Consider the following 20624-nt stretch of genomic DNA (forward strand, 5'->3'; position numbering starts at 1 on the left):
GTGAGTTCACCCATCGACAGGCTCCGGCCAGCTGTCTCCGCCGGACGTCCGCTCCGCGACGTCGTGGCGTTGCTCGACCTGGAGCCGGATTCCTCCGCGCGCCTCGACGTCCCGGTGACGTCGGTCTCCTCGGACAACCGCACCGTCCAGCCTCAAGCCCTCTTCGTGGCGCTGCCCGGGGCCCACGTCCACGGGGCGACCTACGCCGAGGACGCCGTGTCACGAGGCGCGGTCGCCGTCCTGACCGACCCCGCCGGTCGTGAGCTCCTTCGCGAGATCTCCGTGCCGGTCGTCGTGTGCGACGAGCCGCGCACGGTGCTCGGACCGGTCGCCAGCGTGGTCTACGGAGCACCCGCGCAGGACCTCGGCACGTTCGCCGTCACGGGGACGAACGGCAAGACGACCACCACCTACATGATCGACCACGTCCTCGGCGCGATGGGTTTTCGCGGAGGACTGGTCGGAACGGTCGAGACGCGTTCCGGGGACCGGGTCCTGCCGAGCAGGCTCACCACTCCCGAGGCGGCCGACCTGCAGGCGCTGCTCGCCGCGATGCGGGAGGACGACGTCCGCACGCTCGCGATGGAGGTCTCCTCGCACGCCTTGGCGCTGCACCGGGTCGACGGCATCGTGTTCGACGTCGCAGGGTTCACGAACCTGAGCCAGGACCATCTCGACTTCCACGGCGACCTCCAGGGGTACTTCGCCACGAAGGCCCGGCTCTTCACCCCCGCCCACGCTCGCCGCGGGGTCGTCGTCGTCGACGACGCGTGGGGTGAGCGCATGGTCGAGAGCGCCCAGATCCCCGTGGCGACGTTGCGGACGACCGCCGGCCAGGGCACAGGGTCGACCGCGGACTGGTGGGTGGACGACGTCCACCCGGAGCCGGCGCGTACGGCCTTCACGCTGCGGCATCGCGACGGCCGCGCGCTCGAGACGGGGACGTCGTTGCCCGGCGGCTTCAACGTGACGAACGCGGCGTTGGCCCTCGCGATGGTGCTCGAGGCGGGTTCTGACGTCCGGGACGTCGCCGACGCGCTCGGCGCGGCTGGCGGGGTCTCGCCGGCCGTCCCCGGGCGGATGGAGCAGGTCTCGGACGAGCCACGCGTCGTGGTCGACTTCGCGCACAACCCGGACGCCCTCCGGCTCGCGCTCCAAGCGCTGCGGCCCACCACCCGCGGGCGTCTGACAGTCGTCTTCGGAGCCACGGGGGAGCGCGACGTCGGAAAGCGGCCGACGATGGGGGCCATCGCCGTCGAATATGCTGACCGGGTCGTCGTCACGGACGACGACCCCCATGCGGAGGCCCCCGGCCCGATCCGGGCCCAGGTCCTGGCCGGGGCCAGGTCCGCGGCGGAACGCGTCGACCTCGGGGAACCGCGGCGCGGCGTCGCGGTGGACGAGGTCGCTCCGCGCGCCGAGGCGATCGCGACGGCGATCCGCGAGGCGGGGGAGCACGACACGGTGCTCGTGGCCGGACGAGGACACGAGACGGTCCAGGAGATCGCCGGGGTGGACCACCTGCTCGACGACCGCGTGGAGGCGCGGGCGGCTGTGGCAGCACGGAAGCCCCTGGACAACGACATGAAGGAGCAGCACCCATGATCGAGCTGACTGCGGCACAGGTGGCCGCAGCCACCAGCGGGCGCCTCGTGGCGGACCCCGACGCGGCGGTCTCCGGGGCCGTCGTCGTCGACTCCCGCGAGGTCCAGGACGGGTCGCTCTTCGTCGCGCTCCCCGGTGAGCACGTCGACGGCCACGACTTCGTGCCGGCGGCGATCGAGGCCGGAGCGACTCTTGTCCTCGCGGCGCGGGAGGTCGAGGGCCCGTGCGTCGTCGTCGACGACGTCCAGGCTGCGCTCGGCGAGCTGGCGCGATACGTCCTCGCGGAGCTGCGCCGCCGCGGCCCGCTCCGCGTCGTCGGCGTCACCGGGTCGGTCGGTAAGACGACGACGAAGGATCTGCTCGGCGCTCTTCTGCGTCCGGAGGGGCCCGCCGTCGTTCCGGTCGGGTCGTTCAACAACGAGATCGGCCTTCCCCTCACCGTCCTGCGCGCCGACGAGGCGACCCGCACGCTGGTTCTCGAGATGGGTGCGTCGGGGATCGGCCACCTGACCTACCTGACCCGTATCGCGCCGCCGGACGTCGCCGTCGTCCTCCGGGTCGGTGCGGCGCACCTCGGCGAGTTCGGGGGGATCGAGGCGGTGGCCGAGGCCAAGAGCGAGATCGTGACGGGGCTGGCACCCGACGGCGTCGCCGTGCTGAACGCCGACGACTTCCGCGTCGCCGCGATGTCGGAGAAGGCACCCGGGAAGGTCGTCCGGTGCGGGACGATCCCCAGCGCGGACGTGCGCGCGGAGTCGATCCGCGTCGACGCCGGTGGCCGTGCGTCCTTCACGCTGCGGCTTCGCGACGAGCACGGTGACGAGCGACGTGCCCCGGTCCGGCTCGGACTGGTCGGCGAGCACCACGTGACGAACGCGGTGGCCGCGGCTGCGGCGGCGTTGTGCCTCGGTGTCGGGCTCGAGGACGTCGCCCAGCGGCTCACGGGGACGGTCGCTGCCAGCCCGCACCGCATGCACGTGGTGGACCGTGCCGACGGGGTCACGATCGTCGACGACTCGTACAACGCGAACCCCGACTCGATGCGTGCCGCGCTGCGGACGCTCGCCGTCATGTCCGGTCGTGAGCGTCGCTCGGTGGCCGTGCTCGGCGAGATGCGTGAGCTCGGACCCGAGTCGCGGGCCATCCACGACGAGATCGGCCGGCTCGCCGTCCGCTTGAACATCAAGCTCCTGATCGTGGTGGGCCTCGGTGCCCAGGGCCTGCACGACGGTGCCGTCCAGGAGGGATCCTGGGGCGAGGAGACCGTGCTCGTCGACGACGTCGAGGCCGCCTCGGAACTCCTTCGCACCGAGCTCCGCCCGGGTGACGTCGTTCTCGTCAAGGCGTCGAACGGCTCGGGCCTCTGGCGTCTCGGCGACGAGCTGGTGGGGGGCACCGACGCATGATCGCGATCCTCGTCGCGGCGACGGTCTCGCTCCTGGTGGCGCTCTTCGGGACGCCGCTCTTCATCCGGTTCCTCGTCCGCCGTCAGTACGGGCAGTTCGTCCGCCAGGACGGGCCGACGGCGCACTTCACCAAGCGCGGGACGCCGACGATGGGCGGCGTCGTCATCATCGCCGCCACCCTGATCGGCTGGATCGTCTCGGCGATCCTCACGGGGTCGATCCCCAGCGTCTCCGCGGTCCTTGTCATGTTCCTCATGACGGGTCTCGGGGTCGTGGGGTTCCTGGACGACTTCACGAAGATCCGCAAGCAGCGCAGCCTCGGACTCTCCGCCAAGGGAAAGATCATCGGGCAGGGGGTCGTGGGCATCACCTTCGCGGTCCTTGCCCTGCAGTTCCCGAACGAGAACTTCCGGACCCCCGCCTCCACCCGGATCTCGTTCCTGCGAGACACCAACATCGACCTGGCGTTCGCCGGGGCGACCCTCGGCCTGATCCTCTTCGTCATCTGGGCGAACTTCCTGATCACCGCCTGGTCGAACGCGGTGAACCTGACCGACGGCCTCGACGGGCTCGCGACCGGGGCGTCCCTGGTCGTGTTCGGTGCCTACGTGCTGGTGAGCCTGTGGCAGATGAGCCAGTGGTGCCAGCGCATCGACACGGCCGGGCCGAGCTGCTACGAGGTTCGTGACCCGCAGGGGCTGGCCATCGTGTCGGCGTCGATCATGGGCGCGTGCATCGGCTTCCTGTGGTGGAACGCCAGCCCCGCCAAGATCTTCATGGGGGACACGGGCTCGTTGGCCCTCGGTGGCGCGCTCGCGGGCCTCTCGATCTTCACCCGCACCGAGATCCTGGCCGTGATCATCGGTGGCCTCTTCGTCATCATCGTCCTCTCCGACGTCATCCAGATCGGCTTCTTCAAGATGACCGGCCGGCGCGTCTTCAAGATGGCGCCGCTGCACCACCACTTCGAGCTCTCCGGGTGGGGCGAGGTCACCATCGTGATCCGGTTCTGGCTGATCGCCGGGCTCTTCGCCGCCCTCGGCACCGGGATCTTCTACGCCGAGTGGGTCGTCGGCTAGTGCTTGCGCTCGAACGAAGCCGGGTCGTCGTCGCGGGCCTCGGGGTGAGCGGTCGCGCGGCCCGGGCAGCGCTCGTTCCTCGGGCGGCCTCCGTGACGACGGTCGACCGCGACGCCGACGACGCGGACGTCGCAGACCTCGTCGATCTCGCAGACGTCGACGTGGTCGTCGCCAGCCCGGGGTGGGCCCCGACATCACCGCTCCTCGAACGTGCTCGTCGTGCCGGCGTCCCCGTGTGGAGCGAGGTCGAGCTCGCGTGGCACCTCCGCGTCGATCGTGCGGACGGCACGGGCCCTGCGCCGTGGGTCGCCGTGACGGGAACGAACGGGAAGACGACGACCGTGCAGATGCTCGAGTCGATCCTCGCGGCCGCCGGGCTCCGCACGCTCGCCGTCGGGAACGTCGGCACCCCGGTGGTCGAGGCCGTCCTCGATCCGCACCTGGACGTGCTCGCCGTCGAGCTCTCGAGCTTTCAGCTCCACTTCACCCGGTCGATGAAGGTCCTCGCAGGTGCCGTGCTGAACGTCGCCCCCGACCACCTCGACTGGCACGGTGGAATGGACAACTACGTCGCCGACAAGGCGAGGATCTTTCGCGGCGCGGAGCGTGCCTGTGTCTACTCCGTGGCGGACGGCCGCACCCGGCGGATGGTCGAGGACGCGGACGTCGGCGAGGGGGCCCACGCCGTCGGCTTCACACTCGGTGCGCCGGGTCCTGGCGAGCTCGGTCTCGTGGAGGACGTCCTCGTCGACCGCGCGTTCCACCTCCCGGTGGACGACCCGCGACGGCACGGGTCGGCCGACGAGCTCGCGACCCTCGCCGATCTTGCGCACCTCGCCCCGCAGGCCATTCCGCCGCACATCGTGCAGAACGCCCTCGCGGCCGCGGCACTGGCTCGGGCCGCCGGCGTCCCCGCGGGTGCGGTCGCGGAGGGCCTGCGCGCCTACCGGCCGGGTGCGCATCGTCTCGCCCCGGCGGGCACGCTCGACGGAGTGCACTTCGTCGACGACTCGAAGGCGACCAACGCCCACGCGGCCGACGCCGCCCTGCGTGCGTTCGGCCCGGCGAGCGTCGTCTGGATCGCGGGCGGCCTGGCGAAGGGCGCGACGTTCGACGACCTCGTGGCGGCCCGACGCGACCGTCTCCGTGCCGTCGTCGTCATCGGTGTCGATGCGACGCCCGTCACGGAGGCGCTCGCGCGACACGCGCCGGAGATCCCCGTCGTGCGGATCGCCCCGGGAGAGACTGACGTGATGCGCAGCGCCGTGGTCGCTGCCCGGGAGCTCGCCCGTGCGGGTGACACCGTTCTGCTGGCCCCGGCGTGCGCATCGATGGACCAGTTCCGCTCGTACGCCGAGCGGGGTGACGCGTTCGCCGCCCAGGTGCGCGCCCTCATCTCCGCTCCAGGGAGCGCCGCACCTCAGGAGTGATCGGATGGCACCTGCTGCGACAGCCCGTTCTGCGCCGCGCCCGGTCTCTCAGGGGCGGTGGGACACGGTCACGACCAGCTACTACCTGATCATCGGTTCGACGGGTCTGCTGCTGCTCCTCGGCCTGATCATGGTGCTCTCGGCGTCCGCACCGACGCAGGTCGCGGCGTCGGCGAGCCCCTACGGACTCTTCTTCCGACAGTCGGCCTACGCGGCGATCGGCCTCGTCGGGCTGGTGGTAGCGAGCCGTCTGCCGGTCGCGTTCTACCGTCGCTCGGCACCGGTGCTGCTGCTCGCGGCCCTGTTTCTCCAGGCGCTGACCCTGACCGGGTTCGGACACTCGGTGAACGGCAACTCGGGGTGGTTGAACCTCGGGGGGGTGACGGTCCAGCCGGCCGAGATCCTGAAGCTCGCGCTGGCGCTCTGGCTCGGCGCCGTCCTCGGACGCAAGCGCGCGCTGCTCGGCCAGTGGCGGCACGTCCTGGTCCCGGCGGCCCCCGTCGTGGTGATCGCCCTCGGACTGGTGCTCGGTGGCAACGACCTGGGGACCACGATCGTGCTCTGCCTCGTCGTCGCGGCCGCGTTCATCGTCTCGGGCGCGGAGTGGAAGCTCTTGACGATGGGCGGGGTGCTGGCCGCCGTCGGGATGGTCGGTCTGTTCGTCGTCGGCAACTCCAACCGCACCGACCGCATCAGTGCGGTCTACGGCGCCTGTGCGGACGCCGTCCGCGGCCAGGTCTCGAGCGCGGACGCGGCGGACGCGTGCTACCAGTCCGTGCACGGGATGTGGGGACTGGCCACGGGGGGCCTTCTCGGCGTCGGACTCGGCTCGAGCCGGGAGAAGTGGAGCTATCTGCCCGCGGCGGTCAACGACTTCATCTACTCGGTGCTCGGCGAGGAGTTCGGGTTGTTCGGGACGCTGGTCGTCCTGGCGCTCTTCGGTGTCCTGGGCTTCGCGATGGCCCGGGTCGTCATGCGGCACCCGGACCCGTTCGTCAAGGTGGCCACGGCCGGGATCTCGGCGTGGATCGTCGGGCAGGCGATCATCAACATCTGCGTGGTCGTGGGGCTGCTCCCGGTGATCGGGGTTCCGCTGCCGCTGATGTCCGCGGGCGGCTCTGCGCTCATCGCGACGTTGCTCGCGATCGGTGTGGTCCTCGCGTTCGCGCGCGACGAGCCGGGCGCGCGGGAGGCGCTCGCCGCGCGCCCTCACGTGATCCGCCGGACGTTCAGCGTCGTGGCGGGCGCGACGCGGCGGGTACCGTTGCGGCGCGGCGGCAGTGCAAAATGAGAAGACTGTCGCCCGACCGACCGTCAGGCGAACCCGCATGACGCCTCGCTGCCGTTCTGGGCGGCGACCGACCAAGGAGATCTGAACCGTCGTGCCCCATCCTTCCCGCTCCGCCTCCGCCGTTCTTCTCGCCGGTGGTGGGACCGCCGGACACGTGAACCCGCTGCTCGCCGTCGCCGACGAGCTGCGACGGCGTGACCCCGACGTGGCCCTGGCGATCCTGGGGACGACGGAGGGGCTCGAGGCCGATCTCGTCCCCGCCCGCGGCTACACCCTGACGCCGCTGTCCCGGGTCCCGTTCCCGCGTCGACCCGGGATGGACTGGTTCCAGTTCCCGGGACGGTTCTCGGACGCCGTCCGTGCGGCGGGCCAGGCCATCGACGACTCGGGAGCCCAGGCCGTGGTGGGCTTCGGCGGGTACGTGTCGACACCGGCCTACGTCGCCGCGCGACGTCGCGGGGTCCCCGTCGTCATCCACGAGCAGAACGCCCGTCCCGGCCTCGCCAACCGACTCGGAGCACGGTGGGCGGCTCGCGTGGGAGTGACGTTCGAGGGGACGCCCCTGCCCGGCGGCGTCGTGACGGGTCTGCCGCTCCGTGCCGAGGTTGCCGGGCTCGTCGCGGCTCGCGAGGCCGACGTCGACGCGGTGCGCCGCGACGCGGCGAAGGAGCTCGGTCTCGACCCGGCGCTCCCTACCCTCCTGGTGACCGGCGGATCGCTCGGGGCGGTCAGCCTCAACCGCGCTGTCTCCGGGGCGGCTCCGGCGCTCGCCGAGGCCGGGATCCAGGTCCTGCACCTGACTGGGCGTGACAAGTCCGCCGAGGTGCTCAGCACGCTCGGGCAGGCGCCGGGACCGAACTACCACGTCCGGGAGTACCTCGACCGCATGCACCTGGCGTACGCGGTAGCGGACCTCGTGGTCTGCCGCTCCGGGGCGGGGACTGTCAGCGAGCTCGCGGCGCTGTCGATCCCGGGCGTGTACGTCCCGCTCCCGGTCGGGAACGGCGAGCAGCGCCTGAACGCACGCCCCGTCGTCGAGGCCGGGGGAGGGATCCTCGTCGAGGACGAGGAGCTGCGCGTTGCGTACGTCGAGAAGCAGCTCGTCCCGTTGCTCACGGACCGCGAACGGCTGGACACGATGGCGCGAGCCGCGGGGGAGGTCGGTGTCCGTGACGGCGCAGCACGCGTCGCGGACCTGGTGGCCGAGGTGGTCTCGTGACGACCACGGCGCTCGCCGATCTCGGGAACACCCATCTCATCGGTGTCGGGGGAGCGGGAATGTCCGTCGTCGCCCGGCTTCTGGACGCCGCGGGCGTCGCGGTCTCGGGCTCCGACGCTCGCGACGGCGACGCTCTGCGAGGCCTCCAGGCCGACGGGATCCGTGCCGTCGTCGGCCACGACCCTATGAACCTCCAGGACGTGGACACCGTCGTCGTCTCAAGCGCCGTCCGTGAGGACAACGTCGAGCTGGCCGCGGCACGTGCTCGTGGCATCCGGGTCGTTCATCGCTCCGAAGCGCTCGCCGCGCTCATGGTCGACCGTCGTGCGGTCGCCGTCGCCGGGGCCCACGGAAAGACGACGACGACCGCGATGCTGGCGACGATGCTCGCGACCCTCGGACTCGACCCGTCGTTCGCCGTCGGCGGGACCGTCACGACCGTGGGTGGTCCTGTCGCCGGGGGTCACCTCGGGACCGGCGACATCCTGGTGGCCGAGGCGGACGAGTCCGACGGATCGTTCCTTGCCTACTCGCCGACAGTCTCGATCGTGACCAACGTCGAACCGGACCACCTCGACCACTATGGGAGCCGCGAGGCCTTCGAGCAGGTCTTCGTCGACTTCGCCGCGAGACTCGGCCGGACCGGGACTCTCGTCGCGTGCCTCGACGACGACGGCTCCGCGCGCCTGGCCGCCCAGCACGGTTCGGTCGGCGGGCGCGTCCTGACGTACGGGCAGGCTCTCGGGGCTGACGTGTCCGTCGAGATCGGTGCCGGAGCGGTCGGCGGTCGGGCGAGGATCCGTGCCGCGGGCGCCTCCGCGGATCTGCGGCTCTCCGTGCCCGGCGTCCACAACATCCTCAACGCGGCTGCCGCGGTCGGCGCCGCGCTCGTCCTGGGTGTTGCGCTCGAGGACGCCGTACGCGGCGTCTCCGCGTTCCGGGGGACCGGCCGTCGGTTCGACCTGCGCGGCGAGGCCGGGGGAGTCCGGGTCGTCGACGACTACGCCCACCACCCGACCGAGGTCGAGGCACTCCTGCGTGCGGCGCGCGGGGTGGCCGGAGACGGCCGTGTCGTCGTCCTCTTCCAGCCGCACCTCTTCTCCCGTACCAAGGCATTTGCGCCCGAGTTCGCCCGTGCGCTGGCGCTCGCCGACGAGGTCGTGGTCACGGGTGTCTACGCGGCGCGGGAGGACCCCGACCCCCAGGTCGACGCGTCGACGATCGTCCGGCACATGCCGTCCGGATCCGCGCGTGCTGTCGAGGACAAGGCCGCGGCGGTCGCGGCGGTCGCCGCGGCCTCACGGCCGGGCGACCTGGTGCTCACGGTAGGTGCCGGGGACGTCACCGAGCTTGCACCGGTGCTCCTCGACCTGCTGGAGGAGGGCACGTCGTGACGCCCTCGCGCCCGCGGCCACCGGCTCCTCGCACGCCTGTGCGCCAGAAGTCGACGACGCCTGCGCCGTCGACGACCGCGGCCACGAAGTCGGCCTCCGCCAAGTCTGCTGCGGAGAAGCCGGCGTCCGCCCCGGTCTCGCTCGACCAGGCGCGGTCCCGCCGTGCGGCGACGAGCGAGAAGGCCCGGCCCGCGACCGAGCAGGTCGGGCGCGACAGCGCCGGACCTGTCGTCACGCACGGCCATGCCGCGCGTCTTGCCGAGCGCAGGGCGATGGGTCGACGCCACCGGGTGAGGATCGTGTCGATCTGGTCCGCCGCCGTCCTCGCGGCGGGAGCGATCGTGTGGATGCTCTTCTTCTCGCCGGTGCTCGCGGTCGACGCGGAGGACGTCTCCGTCGCGGGCGTCGACGCCTACATCGACGCGGACGCCGTGGACGCGGTCGTCGCGGACGCGGCCGGCACGCCGTTGCCGCGCCTTGACACGGTCGGGATGCGTGACCGGCTCCTCGAGCTGCCGGGCGTCGACGACGCCCGGGTGCTGCGCGCCTGGCCGGCGGGGCTGGACGTCACCGTGAGTCCGCGGACCCCGGTGGCCGCCGTCCCGTCGGACGACGGCACGGAGCTGCTCGACGCCGACGGCGTGGCTGTCGCGACGGTGACGTCTGTGCCGAAGGGCCTGCCGCTGATCGAGATCGAGACGGACGACGCGGCCGCACGTGCACGGGCGATGCGGGCGGCGCTGGTGGTGCTCAACACCCTGCCGTCGGAGACCCGGGCCGAGGTGGCCGAGGTGTCGGCGGACACCCAGGACGACGTCATGACGGTGATGAGGAACGGCACCGAGGTCGAGTGGGGCAACGCCGAGCGTGTCGAGCTGAAGATCGCCGTGCTCGAGGAGCTGCAGGGCCTCGACGAGTCCGCCGACGCCACCGTCTTCGACGTCTCGTCGCCCACCCGACCCATCACGCGGTAGTCGACCGCGGGGGTGTGACGGTGGATCCCCGGCGCGACACGCGGGTCCGGTGATTGAACCAGCTCCGGGTGACCTTTACCGTCGAACTCGGAAGAACCTGACATAACGATAACCCTCCACTTGAGGGTGAGGGTTCAGGGTCGAGCAGATCGAGAGGCAACGACGTGGCAGCTCCGCAGAACTACCTGGCAGTCATCAAGGTGGTCGGTATCGGTGGCGGTGGCGTGAACGCCGTCAACCGCATGATCGAGGTCGGCCTCAAGGGAGTCGAGTTCATCGCCGTGAACACCGACGCGCAGGCACTCCTCATGTCTGACGCCGACGTCAAGCTCGACGTCGGTCGTGAGCTGACGCGTGGGCTGGGCGCGGGTGCCGACCCCGAGGTCGGCAAGAAGGCGGCCGAGGACCACGCCGAGGAGATCGAGGACGTGCTCCGCGGAGCCGACATGGTGTTCGTCACCGCCGGCGAGGGTGGCGGCACCGGTACGGGCGGTGCCCCCGTGGTCGCCCGGATCGCGCGCTCGCTCGGCGCGCTGACGGTCGGCGTCGTGACGCGCCCCTTCACGTTCGAGGGTCGCCGCCGCTCGGTGCAGGCGGACCAGGGCATCGAGGCGCTCAGGGACGAGGTCGACACCCTGATCGTCATCCCGAACGACCGTCTCCTCTCGATGTCTGACAAGTCCGTCTCGGCGCTCGACGCGTTCCACTCCGCCGACCAGGTCCTGCTCTCCGGCGTGCAGGGGATCACGGACCTCATCACGACGCCGGGACTGATCAACCTTGACTTTGCGGACGTGAAGTCCGTGATGCAGGGTGCGGGCAGCGCGCTGATGGGGATCGGCTCGGCACGGGGCGACGACCGCTCCGTCCAGGCCGCCGAGCTGGCGATCTCGTCGCCGCTGCTCGAGGCCTCGATCGACGGCGCCCACGGGGTGCTCCTCTCGATCCAGGGCGGGAGCGACCTCGGGCTCTTCGAGATCAACGAGTCGGCACGCCTGGTTCACGAGGCCGCGCACCCGGAGGCCAACATCATCTTCGGCGCGGTCATCGACGACGCGCTCGGCGACGAGGTCCGTGTCACGGTCATCGCCGCCGGGTTCGACGGCGGTGCCCCGCAGACCAGGACCGACACGCGTGCTCTGGGCCAGGTCAACCAGCCGCGCCCGACCTCCGAGAGCACTCCGACGCCGCCCGCGACCGCGCCGCAGACGGGTGCTCACCAGATGCCCCGCACCCTCGCTCCGATCGCCTCGGAGCCGGACGACGTCCCGGCCTCCCTTGAGGCGCCGGCGCCGGTCGCGCAGTCTCAGAGTGACGCGTCGGGCCCGACGTCGTCGCCCGAGCCCGGACCGCGTCCCGCCGTCGAGGTGCCTCGGGTCAACGACGAGGCGCCCGTGCACCGCCGGGACGAGCTCGACGTCCCCGACTTCTTGAAGTAGGCCGTGGGCGACGATCTCTCTGTCCTCGAGGTGGACCTCGGCCCGGGAGTCCGGGCCGGGTTCACACGGCGACACCCCGGTCGCTCCTCCGGTTCGTACGCGGGCCTGAATCTCGGACTCCACGTCGGCGACGACGCGGCCGACGTCCGTCGCAACCGCGCGCTCGTCGACGCGTGGGCCGGGGTTCCGGTGCGCTACGTCGACCAGGTCCACGGCACGACCGTCGTCGACAGCACGAGCGACGAGACCGCGGCCGACGGGCTGATCGTCAGGAAGGGGCACGCGGGCGCGGTGATGGTCGCCGACTGCGTTCCGGTGCTCCTGGCGGACGCCTCGCGTCGCGTCGGCGCCGCCGTCCACGCCGGTCGCCGGGGACTGACCGCCGGAGTCGTCGCCGTGGCCGTCGACGCCCTGGTGGCACGGGGCGCGCGTCCTGACTCGCTCCGGGCCGTCGTCGGCCCGTCCGTGTGCGGGGCCTGCTACGAGGTGCCGGCCGAGATGCGCGACGAGGTCGTGGCGTCGGTGCCGTCGGCGGTTGCACGCACCCGGGACGGCGCGCCGGCCCTGGACCTGGCGCGTGGCGCCGTCGCGCAGCTTCGTGCCCTCGGGGTCGCCGACACGACCCGCGTCGGCGGGTGCACCGCCGAGGAGGACGAGTGGTACTCCCACCGGGAAGCGACGTGGGCGGGCGGCGTCACCGGTCGTTTCGCCGGGGTCCTCCGGATCTGACCGAGACAGGCACACGCTGACGACCCCAGGCACACCCTCGGGCAAACACGCAAGGCCTGGCGTGTCGTGCCTTCGATCCTCGGTGACGTCGAGTTAGCGTCTATACACCGGATTGACGGTGCCGACAAGGATGGAGTCAGGTGATGGCCGGAGCGCTGCACAAGACCATGTTGTACCTGGGTCTCGCTGACGACCAGGGTGAGCGACGAGACGAGTTCGACGAGGAGTTCGAGGAGACGGAGGCAGACATGCCGCAGGACTTCCCCGCTGAGGTCACGCCGATCCACCGGTCGGTCTCGTCGCGCGAGACCGGCACCGCGGTCACGGCCGAGTCCGGCCGCATCGCGACGATCCACCCGCGTTCCTACAACGACGCCCGGATCATCGGGGAGGCGTTCCGTGGCGGGACGCCCGTGATCATCAACCTCTCGGACATGGACGACGCCGACGCCAAGCGCCTGGTCGACTTCTCGGCTGGGTTGATCTTCGGACTGCACGGCAACATCGAGCGAGTCACGAACAAGGTGTTCCTCCTGTCGCCCGAGAACGTGATGGTCTCGAGCGAGCCGAAGGGGCAGAAGAAGCCGAGCGCGGGCGCGTTCTACAACCAGAGCTGACCCGACGTCTGGCACAGTAGTTCCGTGCAAATATTCTGGGGAATCATCGCGTTCCTGCTCTTCCTCTACCTGATCCTGCTGATCGGTCGGCTCGTTCTCGACTGGGTCCAGGTGTTCGCCCGCGACTGGCGTCCGCAAGGATTCATGCTCCTGGTCGCCGAGACGGTGTACACGACGACCGACCCGCCGCTGCGTGCGCTGCGCAAGGTCATCCCTCCGCTACGCATCGGGCAGGTGAGCCTTGACCTGGGTTTCATCATCCTCTTCATCGCGGTCTCGATCGCCCGCACCTGGGCCAGCATCCTCGCGACGTAGGTCCGCCCGCGTGTGATCCAGGGCGCACGAAACCGAACTCCGGGACGAACCGGCGTGCCGTGCTTCACAGCTCCGCGACGCCGACCGGCCCGGCCGAGCAAACTCCGATACTTTGGTTCCAGGTGATCGCCAGATCCCGGACCGACAGCGCAACCGCAACGAGGTGACACGATGGCACTGCTGACTGCCGAGGACATACTGAACAAGAAGTTCTCCGCGACGAAGTTCCGTGAGGGCTATGACATCGAGGAGGTCGACGACTTCCTCGACGAGGTCGTCCGGACGCTGAACTCCGTCCAAGAGGAGAACGAGGACCTGACCTCCAAGCTGGCCGCCGCCGAGCGACGCGTGGCGGAGCTCAGCCGTGCGGGCGCCGCAGGAGCGGCCGCCGAGCCGCACGTCGAGGCGCAGCCCGAGCCGGCGCCCGAGCCGGAGCCGGAGCCAGCCGTCGTCGCGGCCGCGGCTGCGAGCCCTGCGGTCTCCGGGGCCGAGCCCGAGTCCGCCACGGGCATGCTCCAGATGGCCCAGAAGCTGCACGACGACTACGTGCGCTCCGGTCAGGAGGAGAGCGACCGTCTCATCAGCGAGGCGAAGGAGGAGGGCAACCGACTCGTGCAGGAGGCGGAGGAGACGTCTCACCGCACCCTCACGCAGCTGGAGCAGGAGCGTTCGCTCCTCGAGCGGAAGATCGACGAGCTGCGCCTGTTCGAGCGTGACTACCGCACCCGTCTCAAGAGCTACCTGCAGAACCTGCTGGGGGACCTCGACAACCGCGGCAGCGCACTCCCGCCGCGCAGCAACGCCGCAGCAGGCAACCGCTCGGGAGATCTCCCACCGAGCATCTGATCACGCGTCGGTCCGGTTTCTTCGCAGCCGGTGCGCGCGACACACCACGGCGTGGTGTGTTGTGCGCACCGGCTGTCGCGTTTAGTCTCGCCGTCACTCGACCCAGGAGGCCGTCATGACGAAGCTCAGCGCTGCGGAACGTGCCGCAGTCAAGGAAGAGTTCCCAGAACTCGGCCGACAGGTGAAGAAGTACCCCGTGCGCGACGGAGAGTCGGCGTGGACGCTGAACGAGGCGGAGACCCTCGTCGTCGGTCTGATGGCGGAGCGTGAGCGCCTGCAGCGAGAGCTGACGGAGGCGGACGTCGAGCTATCCGACTTCTTGCGCAACTCCGGTGAGGGCGCCGGTGACGACCAGGCGGACTCGGGCGCCAACGCTCTGGAGCGTGAGCAGGAGCTCACGATCGTGAACAACATGCGCGACCTGCTGGCGCAGACCAACCGTGCTCTCGAGCGGGTCGCGCGCGGCACCTACGCCACGTGCGAGGCCACGGGCGCCGCCATCGGCAAGGCGCGGCTTCAGGCCTTCCCGCGGGCGACCCTGAGCGTCGAGGCAAAGGCCCGCGAAGAGCGGCGTTGAGCCTGCCGGGTGTGACCCGGCGTGGTCGCGTCGTGGCAGACTTGACCCCGATGTCCACACAGCCCGCGCGCCCGGTGCGCCGCTCCCTCGTCGCGTGGACGGTCTCGCTGGCCGTCCTCGTCCTCGTCGTCGACCAGGTCACCAAGATCTGGGCCGAGAATGCCCTTGCCGGCGAGGGGCGGATTCCGCTCGTCGGCGATCTCCTGGGCCTCGTCCTGGTGTACAACCCCGGTGCGGCGCTCTCGATCGGCACGGGCATGACGTGGGTGCTCACGGTCCTGGTGGTCGTCGTGGTCGCGGTGATCATCCGGTCCTTGCGCAGGCTCGGTTCGCTCGGCTGGGCGATCGCTCTCGGCCTGCTCCTCGGCGGCGCGGTCGGCAACCTCGTGGACCGGCTCACCAACGAGCCCGGATTCGCGCGCGGGCACGTGGTCGACTTCATCGACTACGGGGTCTTCGTGGGGAACGTGGCCGACATCGCCATCGTCGCCGCCGCCGTCCTGATCGCGATACTCGCGCTGCGTGGGGTCGGCATCGACGGAGAGCCGCTGGTGGACGACGAGGGGGACGAGTCGCCGTCGTCGGACGACCCGGCGCGGGCCGAGCCCGCCGCGGTCGACCCCACGGACCCGGAGAACCGGCCCGGGAACGGACCGGCGTGAGCCGCAAGGAGCTTCCCGTCCCGGACGGTCTCGTCGGTGAGCGCGTCGACGCCGCGATGGCCCGGATGCTGGGCGTCTCGCGGACCCGTGCCGCCGAGCTCGCCGCCGACGGCAACGTCCTTCTCGACGGGACGGCCGTCCGCAAGTCGGACAGGCTGACCGAGGGCGGCTGGCTCGAGGTCGACCTCCAGGACCCGGCGCCCGTCGCAGCGGCCGTCGTGGCGGAGCCGGTCCCGGGGATGACGATCGCCTACGAGGACGACGACGTGGTCGTGGTGAACAAGCCCGTCGGCGTGGCCGCCCACCCGTCCCCGGGATGGACCGGACCGACCGTGGTCGGAGCGCTCGTCGCGGCCGGCTACCGGATCTCGACGTCGGGCCCGGCCGAGCGTCAGGGGATCGTTCACCGCCTCGACGTCGGTACGTCCGGACTGATGGCGGTCGCGAAGAGCGAGGTCGCGTACACGGGGCTGAAGCGGGCGTTCAAGGAGCGCACGGTCGAGAAGGTCTACCACGCGTTGGCGCAGGGCCACCCCGAGCCGACCCGCGGGACGATCGACGCACCGATCGGGCGTCATCCGGGCAACGACTGGAAGTTCGCCGTCACCGCCGACGGCAAGCACTCGGTCACGCACTACGAGGTGCTCGAGATGCTTCCGGCCGCGTCGCTCGTCGAGGTTCACCTGGAGACAGGCCGCACCCATCAGATCCGCGTCCACTTCCAGGCGGTCCGGCACCCGCTCGTGGGCGATCTGACCTACGGGGCGGATCCCCGGCTGGCGGAGCGTACGGGCCTGACCCGGCAGTGGCTCCACGCGATGCGACTCGCCTTCGACCACCCTGTCACCGGACGGCGGGTCGAGGTGACCAGCGAGTACCCGGACGACCTGGCGCAGGCCCTCGAGGTGGTCCGGGGCGCGTACGCATGACCGGGTCGTACACGGTCGAACGCGTCGCGGACGCGGCGGGCCTCGAGGAAGCCTGGGCGCTGCGGTTCGCCGTCTTCTGCGACGAGCAGGGCGTGCCACGGGCCGAGGAGATCGATGCGCTAGACACGGACCCGTCGACGTCGCACGTGCTCGTGCGGGCAGTCGACGGGACCGTGGTCGGGACCGGTCGGCTGCTGGTCGACGACACGCCCGGCGACGTGCACATCGGGCGCGTCGCGGTCGCCGCGCGTGCGCGGGGGACCCGCGTCGGCGCACTGGTGATGGACACGCTCGAGCAGTGGGCGCTCGCCGAGAACGCCGCGACGGCGCCGACTGGCTCACGCGTCGTCGTCCGTCTCAGCGCGCAGACGCAGGCCGAGGGCTTCTACCGGCGGTGCGGGTACGAGGTCGAGGGGCCTGTCTACCTCGACGCCGGGATCGACCATCGCGACGGCGTGAAGGTCCTCACAGCGTAGGACGGGACGAGAGGTCGTGCCGTCCCCCGGACTGTCCCCGGCGGGATCTAGACTCGTCGCATGCCGTCTGCCAGCTCCACGACCGAGGACGACTTCGTCCACCTGCACGTGCACACCGAGTACTCCATGCTTGACGGAGCCGCGCGGCTGGGCGACCTCTTCGAGGAGACCTCGCGACTCGGTCAGAAGGCGATCGGGACCACCGACCACGGGTACGTCTTCGGGGCGTTCGAGTTCTGGTCGAAGGCGACGGCGGCGGGGATCAAGCCGATCATCGGCGTCGAGGCGTACGTCACCCCCGGGACGAGCCGGTTCGACCAGACGCGCGTCCGGTACGGCGAGAAGGGCCAGGAGTCCGACGACGTCTCGGCCCGCGGCGCCTACACGCACATGACGATGTGGGCCAAGAACAACACGGGTCTGCACAACCTGTTCCGTGCCAGCTCTCTCGCCTCGCTCGAGGGTCAGATGGGCAAGTGGCCGCGCATGGACCGCGACCTGCTCTCGACGTACTCCGAGGGCATGATCGCGTCGACCGGATGCCCCTCGGGCGAGATCCAGGTGCGACTGCGTCTGGGCCAGTGGGACGAGGCGGTGCGCGCGGCCGGCGAGCTGCAGGACATCTACGGCAAGGAGAACTTCTACGTCGAGCTGATGGATCACGGGCTCGACATCGAGACGCGCGTCACGAAGGACCTGATCCGGCTGTCGGAGACGATCGGCGCGCCCCTGGTGGCCACGAACGACCTGCACTACGTGCGACGCGAGGACTCGAAGTCTCAGGAGGCCCTGCTCTGCATCAACTCGGGCTCGACGCTCGACGACCCGGACCGGTTCAAGTTCGACGGAGACGGCTACTACGTGAAGTCGGCCCGCGAGATGCGTGAGCTCTTCCGTGAGCTGCCCGAGGCGTGCGACAACACGCTGCGGATCGCCGAGCAGTGCGAGGTCTCGTTCGACACGAGTGCCAACTACATGCCCCACTTCCCGGTGCCCGAGGGCGAGGACGAGGTCAGCTGGTTCGTCAAGGAGGTCGAGAACGGCCTGCACCGCCGGTACCCGGACGGGATCCCGGACGCGTCGCGAGAGCAGGCGAGGTACGAGACCGAGATCATCGTCCAGATGGGGTTCCCGGGCTACTTCCTCGTCGTCGCCGACTTCATCAACTGGGCGAAGGAGCAGGGCATCCGTGTCGGGCCCGGCCGAGGTTCGGCCGCCGGGTCGATGGCGTCCTACCTGATGGGGATCACCGAGCTGGACCCGTTGGAGCACGGACTCATCTTCGAGCGCTTCCTCAACCCGGAGCGCGTCTCGATGCCCGACGTCGACGTCGACTTCGACGAGCGCCGGCGCGGCGAGGTCATCCGGTACGTGACGGACAAGTACGGCGACGACCGTGTGGCCCAGGTGGTCACGTACGGCACCATCAAGGCCAAGCAGGCCCTGAAGGACTCCTCGCGGCTCCTCGGCTTTCCGTTCGCGATGGGGGAGAAGCTGACGAAGGCGATGCCGCCCGCGGTGATGGGCAAGGACATCACGGTCTCCGGCATCTTCAACCCGAAGGACCCTCGCTACCAGGAGGCCGAGGAGTTCCGGAAGATGCACGAGCAGGACCCGGAGGCGCAGCGCGTCGTCGACCTGGCTCAGGGGATCGAGGGGCTGAAGAGGCAGTGGGGCGTCCACGCGTGCGCACTCATCATGTCGAGCGCGCCCCTGATCGACGTGATCCCGCTGATGCGGCGGCCGCAGGACGGCGCGATCATCACGCAGTTCGACTACCCGACCTGCGAGGGCCTCGGGCTCATCAAGATGGACTTCCTCGGGCTGCGCAACCTGACGATCCTCGACGACGCGCTCGAGAACATCGTGATGAACGGCAAGGAGCCGGTCGACATCGAGCACATCGGCCTCGACGACCAGGCGACGTACGACCTGCTCGCCCGGGGCGAGACGCTCGGGGTGTTCCAGCTCGACGGCGGGGCGATGCGCGCGCTCCTCCGCCAGCTGCGCCCGGACAACTTCGAGGACGTCTCGGCCGTCATCGCCCTGTACCGACCGGGGCCGATGGGGATGAACTCGCACACCAACTACGCCCTGCGCAAGAACGGGCTCCAGGAGGTCACCCCGATCCACCCGGAGCTCGAGGAGCCGCTCGCGGAGATCCTCGGGGAGACCCACGGGCTGATCGTCTATCAGGAGCAGGTCCAGCGCGCCGCGCAGATCCTCGCCGGCTACTCCCTCGGACAGGCCGACCTGCTTCGTCGTGCCATGGGCAAGAAGAAGAAGGAGGTCCTGGACAGGGAGTACATCCCGTTCCAGGCGGGGATGCGCGAGCGCGGGTACTCCGACGCCGCGATCAAGGCCGTGTGGGACGTCCTCGTGCCGTTCGCGGGCTACGCGTTCAACAAGGCCCACTCGGCGGGCTACGGACTCGTCTCGTACTGGACCGGGTATCTCAAGGCGAACTACCCGACCGAGTACATGGCGGGCCTGCTCACGAGCGTCCGGGACGACAAGGACAAGTCCGCGCTCTATCTCAACGAGTGCCGTCGCATGCACATCACGGTGCTCCCCCCTGACGTCAACTCCTCGGCGGCGAACTTCACGGCGGTGGGGGACGACATCCGGTTCGGTCTGACGGCCGTGCGCAACGTGGGGCGCAACGTGGTGGACGCGATCGTCGCGACCCGCGAGGAGAAGGGTGACTTCACCTCCTTCACCGACTTCCTCGACAAGGTCCCGGCGGTCGTCTGCAACAAGCGCACGATCGAGTCGCTCGTCAAGGCAGGAGCGTTCGACTCGCTCGGACACCCACGGCGGGCACTCGTCGTCGTCCACGAGCAGGCCGTGGACGCGGTGATCTCGGTCAAGCGGGAGGAGGCCAAGGGGCAGTTTGACCTCTTCGCCGACCTCGGCGGCTCCGAGGACGACGCGATGGGGTTCCAGGTCGACGTCCCGGACCTGCCCGACTGGGACAAGAAGCAGCTCTTGGCCTTCGAGCGCGAGATGCTCGGACTCTACGTCTCCGACCACCCGCTCTCCGGGCTCGAGCACGTGCTCGCCCGGCACGCGGACACCGGGATCGCTGCCCTGCTGACGGACGAGGGGCGGACGGACGGCTCGACCGTCACGATCGCCGGGCTCGTGACGTCGCTCCAGCGCAAGATGAGCAAGAACGGCAATCCCTGGGCAGCGGTGACCATCGAGGATCTCGACGGCGGCGTCGAGGTGATGTTCTTCGGCGAGACCTACCTGGCCTACTCGACGATCCTCGCCGAGGACCAGGTGGTGGTGCTCAAGGGCCGGGTGCGGCGTCGTGACGACACGATGCAGCTCCAGGCGATGGAGGTGAGCCTCCCCGACGTCTCCAACGTCGCGGACGCTCCGGTGCTGGTCAGCCTTCCGGAGTCGCGCTGCACGCCGCCGCTCGTGGAGCGCGTGCGCGAGATCCTGGCGACCCATCCTGGGACCGCCGAGGTGCACCTGCGCCTCCAGAGTCCTGGCCGGACCACCGTGATGCGCCTCGAGGCGACACTGCGGGTCGAACGTTCGCCCGCGCTCTTCGGTGATCTCAAGGCGTTGCTCGGACCGTCGTGCCTCGCATCGTCGCCTGTCGGCGTCGGCGCAGGCGTCTAG

The 20624-nt window shown here is 70.5% G+C and carries 18 protein-coding genes; all 18 read left to right on the forward strand.

Annotation, left to right across the window (positions count from 1 at the left end; genetic code table 11):
• The 18 genes from Q343_RS0105770 (at nt 1) to dnaE (ending at nt 20624) form a co-directional block, all read left to right on the forward strand.
• Complete coding sequence (locus Q343_RS0105770) at nt 1–1605, forward strand: UDP-N-acetylmuramoyl-L-alanyl-D-glutamate--2,6-diaminopimelate ligase (RefSeq protein WP_052366883.1); 1605 nt, start codon at nt 1–3, stop codon at nt 1603–1605.
• Nucleotides 1602–3011: a UDP-N-acetylmuramoyl-tripeptide--D-alanyl-D-alanine ligase gene (locus tag Q343_RS0105775; RefSeq protein ID WP_029252639.1), complete on the forward strand. Its 1410-nt coding sequence runs from the start codon at nt 1602–1604 to the stop codon at nt 3009–3011. The genes Q343_RS0105770 and Q343_RS0105775 overlap by 4 nt, the downstream gene beginning before the upstream one ends.
• Entirely contained in the window at nt 3008–4090 is a 1083-nt protein-coding gene (mraY, locus tag Q343_RS0105780; RefSeq protein WP_029252640.1) for a phospho-N-acetylmuramoyl-pentapeptide-transferase, read from the forward strand. Before Q343_RS0105775 ends, mraY begins: the two co-directional genes overlap by 4 nt.
• Entirely contained in the window at nt 4090–5520 is a 1431-nt protein-coding gene (gene murD / locus Q343_RS0105785; RefSeq protein ID WP_043109297.1) for a UDP-N-acetylmuramoyl-L-alanine--D-glutamate ligase, read from the forward strand. Before mraY ends, murD begins: the two co-directional genes overlap by 1 nt.
• A 4-nt stretch (nt 5521–5524) precedes the next feature.
• The gene (locus Q343_RS0105790) at nt 5525–6811 is read left to right on the forward strand and encodes an FtsW/RodA/SpoVE family cell cycle protein (RefSeq protein WP_029252642.1); all 1287 of its coding nucleotides are present in this window, start codon (nt 5525–5527) and stop codon (nt 6809–6811) included.
• Nucleotides 6812–6902: 91 nt separating this feature from the next.
• Entirely contained in the window at nt 6903–8030 is a 1128-nt protein-coding gene (murG, locus tag Q343_RS0105795; RefSeq protein ID WP_029252643.1) for an undecaprenyldiphospho-muramoylpentapeptide beta-N-acetylglucosaminyltransferase, read from the forward strand.
• A 59-nt stretch (nt 8031–8089) separates the two neighbouring features.
• Nucleotides 8090–9424: a UDP-N-acetylmuramate--L-alanine ligase gene (murC, locus tag Q343_RS0105800; protein WP_248616758.1), complete on the forward strand. Its 1335-nt coding sequence runs from the start codon at nt 8090–8092 to the stop codon at nt 9422–9424.
• Complete coding sequence (locus Q343_RS0105805; protein ID WP_155990636.1) at nt 9421–10398, forward strand: cell division protein FtsQ/DivIB; 978 nt, start codon at nt 9421–9423, stop codon at nt 10396–10398. The genes murC and Q343_RS0105805 overlap by 4 nt, the downstream gene beginning before the upstream one ends.
• A 164-nt stretch (nt 10399–10562) precedes the next feature.
• Nucleotides 10563–11837, forward strand: a complete 1275-nt coding sequence (gene ftsZ, locus Q343_RS0105810) for a cell division protein FtsZ (RefSeq protein WP_029252646.1) — start codon at nt 10563–10565, stop codon at nt 11835–11837.
• Between the two features lie 3 nt (nt 11838–11840).
• Nucleotides 11841–12566: a purine nucleoside phosphorylase YfiH/LACC1 family protein gene (locus Q343_RS0105815; protein WP_043109299.1), complete on the forward strand. Its 726-nt coding sequence runs from the start codon at nt 11841–11843 to the stop codon at nt 12564–12566.
• A 143-nt stretch (nt 12567–12709) separates the two neighbouring features.
• Nucleotides 12710–13183, forward strand: coding sequence for a cell division protein SepF (locus Q343_RS0105820; RefSeq protein WP_029252648.1), 474 nt, complete (start codon nt 12710–12712; stop codon nt 13181–13183).
• A gap of 24 nt (nt 13184–13207) precedes the next feature.
• Nucleotides 13208–13498 (forward strand): YggT family protein, encoded by a 291-nt coding sequence (locus tag Q343_RS0105825; protein WP_029252649.1) that lies wholly within the window; start codon nt 13208–13210, stop codon nt 13496–13498.
• Between the two features lie 171 nt (nt 13499–13669).
• Nucleotides 13670–14344: a DivIVA domain-containing protein gene (locus Q343_RS0105830; RefSeq protein WP_029252650.1), complete on the forward strand. Its 675-nt coding sequence runs from the start codon at nt 13670–13672 to the stop codon at nt 14342–14344.
• Between the two features lie 115 nt (nt 14345–14459).
• A complete protein-coding gene (locus Q343_RS0105835) occupies nt 14460–14921 on the forward strand; it encodes a TraR/DksA family transcriptional regulator (protein ID WP_029252651.1) in 462 nt (153 codons plus the stop codon).
• A 50-nt stretch (nt 14922–14971) separates the two neighbouring features.
• Nucleotides 14972–15583: a signal peptidase II gene (locus Q343_RS0105840; protein ID WP_052366886.1), complete on the forward strand. Its 612-nt coding sequence runs from the start codon at nt 14972–14974 to the stop codon at nt 15581–15583.
• Nucleotides 15580–16512 carry an RluA family pseudouridine synthase gene (locus tag Q343_RS0105845; protein ID WP_029252653.1) on the forward strand — a complete coding sequence of 311 codons (933 nt, stop codon included), beginning with the start codon at nt 15580–15582 and terminating at the stop codon, nt 16510–16512. Before Q343_RS0105840 ends, Q343_RS0105845 begins: the two co-directional genes overlap by 4 nt.
• On the forward strand, nt 16509–16988 hold the full coding sequence (locus Q343_RS0105850; protein WP_029252654.1) for a GNAT family N-acetyltransferase: 480 nt from the start codon (nt 16509–16511) through the stop codon (nt 16986–16988). The genes Q343_RS0105845 and Q343_RS0105850 overlap by 4 nt, the downstream gene beginning before the upstream one ends.
• Nucleotides 16989–17048: 60 nt before the next feature.
• Nucleotides 17049–20624: a DNA polymerase III subunit alpha gene (dnaE, locus tag Q343_RS0105855; RefSeq protein WP_029252655.1), complete on the forward strand. Its 3576-nt coding sequence runs from the start codon at nt 17049–17051 to the stop codon at nt 20622–20624.

It is taken from the genome of Paraoerskovia marina DSM 21750 (genome assembly GCF_000701465.1).
In the GTDB taxonomy this organism is placed as follows: domain Bacteria; phylum Actinomycetota; class Actinomycetes; order Actinomycetales; family Cellulomonadaceae; genus Paraoerskovia; species Paraoerskovia marina.

Excerpts from the sequence above, each read along its gene's own strand:
- Q343_RS0105775 (WP_029252639.1), top strand. The coding sequence starts at position 1,602 with ATGATCGAGCTGACTGCGGCACAGGTGGCCGCAGCCACCAGCGGGCGC.
- mraY (WP_029252640.1), top strand. The coding sequence starts at position 3,008 with ATGATCGCGATCCTCGTCGCGGCGACGGTCTCGCTCCTGGTGGCGCTC.
- Q343_RS0105790 (WP_029252642.1), top strand. The coding sequence starts at position 5,525 with ATGGCACCTGCTGCGACAGCCCGTTCTGCGCCGCGCCCGGTCTCTCAG.
- murC (WP_248616758.1), top strand. The coding sequence starts at position 8,090 with ATGTCCGTCGTCGCCCGGCTTCTGGACGCCGCGGGCGTCGCGGTCTCG.
- Q343_RS0105820 (WP_029252648.1), top strand. The coding sequence starts at position 12,710 with ATGGCCGGAGCGCTGCACAAGACCATGTTGTACCTGGGTCTCGCTGAC.
- Q343_RS0105830 (WP_029252650.1), top strand. The coding sequence starts at position 13,670 with ATGGCACTGCTGACTGCCGAGGACATACTGAACAAGAAGTTCTCCGCG.
- Q343_RS0105835 (WP_029252651.1), top strand. The coding sequence starts at position 14,460 with ATGACGAAGCTCAGCGCTGCGGAACGTGCCGCAGTCAAGGAAGAGTTC.
- Q343_RS0105840 (WP_052366886.1), top strand. The coding sequence starts at position 14,972 with ATGTCCACACAGCCCGCGCGCCCGGTGCGCCGCTCCCTCGTCGCGTGG.
- Q343_RS0105850 (WP_029252654.1), top strand. The coding sequence starts at position 16,509 with ATGACCGGGTCGTACACGGTCGAACGCGTCGCGGACGCGGCGGGCCTC.
- dnaE (WP_029252655.1), top strand. The coding sequence starts at position 17,049 with ATGCCGTCTGCCAGCTCCACGACCGAGGACGACTTCGTCCACCTGCAC.